Annotated in this window: 2 protein-coding genes; both read right to left on the reverse strand. The window is 40.6% G+C overall.

Annotation, left to right across the window (positions count from 1 at the left end):
• A partial coding sequence (locus tag A3EU_RS32035; protein ID WP_020539253.1) for a cohesin domain-containing protein occupies positions 1-623 on the reverse strand: 623 nt, incomplete at its 3' end.
• A 44-nt stretch (positions 624-667) separates the two neighbouring features.
• On the reverse strand, positions 668-1,438 hold the full coding sequence (locus A3EU_RS0126740) for a cohesin domain-containing protein (RefSeq protein WP_020539254.1): 771 nt from the start codon (positions 1,436-1,438) through the stop codon (positions 668-670).
• Between the last annotated feature and the right edge of the window lie 310 nt (positions 1,439-1,748).

Below are 1,748 nucleotides of genomic sequence, written 5' to 3' on the forward strand. Positions count from 1 at the left end.
TGCATCCCCAAAATGCTATTAAAGTCATTTACCGTAATAGGTAAACACACATTATCGCCAGTATTCGCTGTTACATCAGCAAGGCTTAAGGTAAATCCTGTTGGACCACCGCCGCCGCCATTAACCGTAACTAACGCATCGTTTCCAACAAATCCAAGGTCATTGCCTTGTGCATCAAGGACCTCAATAGACTGTGGTAAATTTTCATTGAACTCAATAAGCGTAGTACCTCCTATTTCACCTTGAAAGGTCAAAGAGAATAAGACCGTTTGATCTGCGAGGCTCACACCCGTAAAATTCGGATGATTCCAACTTAACACGACTCGATCATCAGGTGCATTTCCCGATCCTGGAACACCAAAAGAGCTAATGGTAAGCCCAGGAAGAGCCGTCGAATTAATATTAGAGATTGATTGGTAACTAATGATCGCATCATTCCAACTAATAGGAAATTGGATGCTGGCTACATTAGTAAAACTACTAACCCTTACGTCAACAGTAAAAGAGTTGCCTTGGTCGACTAAGTTGTTAGAAGGGGTAAGTGTAAAAGTCGGCTGGGCCGCTAACTGGACAATGCACAGCAATAGCAACCCAGTGAACAGGTGTTTTAGCAGTCCGTTCATGGTTTTGGGGAATTTGGGATGTATGATTAAAGTAGTCCGTCTAACTAGGGTGCCACATAAAGCAATCGCTGGGTAATAGAGACATCACCCATTTGAAGCTGCAAAATATAAGCACCTGTATGTTTAAAAAGTGTATTTTCTAATTTAAGCACATTACTTCCTGGGCCAAAAAAGGTTTTGCCTTCCATAACTCGCTGGCCACTTATTTCACTTAATGTCCAAGAGATTTCACCTCCTTCATTGAGTTCAATAATAACGTTAGCAGTCTCAGAGAATGGATTGGGAGACACTTCTGCCTGAAGGGGTGACTCGGTCGCAATTGATGTACTACTAACCTCACCGATCGTAATAAGACCTCCTAGGAATTCACCACCAATATCTGTTTCAGAAGTATCTACAACTTCCATTAAGCCGGCAAAATCCACCTCGGTCTGCTCTCCGTCTGCGCCAATTACTTCTAGTTGCAAAGTAAAAAGGGGTGTCCCATTACTCAGCGTATTTCCTTCGAGAGAGTTATCAAAATACAAATAGTTGACTTCTCCTGCTGTAATTAGATTAAAGTTGTCGTCCTCAGAAAGACCAAGTGCAATGTTACTTACACCAACATAACGTAGCATCATAGAGTCCCAGGCTACGTTAAAAGAAGACGATATAATCTCATTGAAATCAGCTGTAAGTACATCTACATCAATGGTTTGACCTGGCTCAACTTCATTGTCATTAATATAGATAGAAGGGGCATCCTGTGCTGTAAGAGATAACGACACAAGCAATAACGCGACAACCCCAAAGCATTGGGATAATTGAAACTTCATGGGATTATGTAAATTAAATTACTCAATATAAATATTGGTGCAAGTTACAAAATTTTATGGTAAGTAATGAAGCATTATTTTTTCCTTGAGAATTCCTTTATTTTTTGAGTAGCAAGCTTTGCTAGTAATTGACTTTTTTCATTACCCCAAAACAGAGAGGGCCCCGGAAATTCCGGAGCCCTCTCGTTATTTATGTTGTTGTAACAACGTTTGCAGAGACGTAAGAATACGCCTTATCCACAATCATTATTTTACAGCAATCATCTTCTTGGTAGCAGTGAACTCACCGGCAGTTACCGTGTAAGTCAAC

The sequence above is a fragment of the Lewinella cohaerens DSM 23179 genome, assembly GCF_000379805.1.
Taxonomy (GTDB): domain Bacteria; phylum Bacteroidota; class Bacteroidia; order Chitinophagales; family Saprospiraceae; genus Lewinella; species Lewinella cohaerens.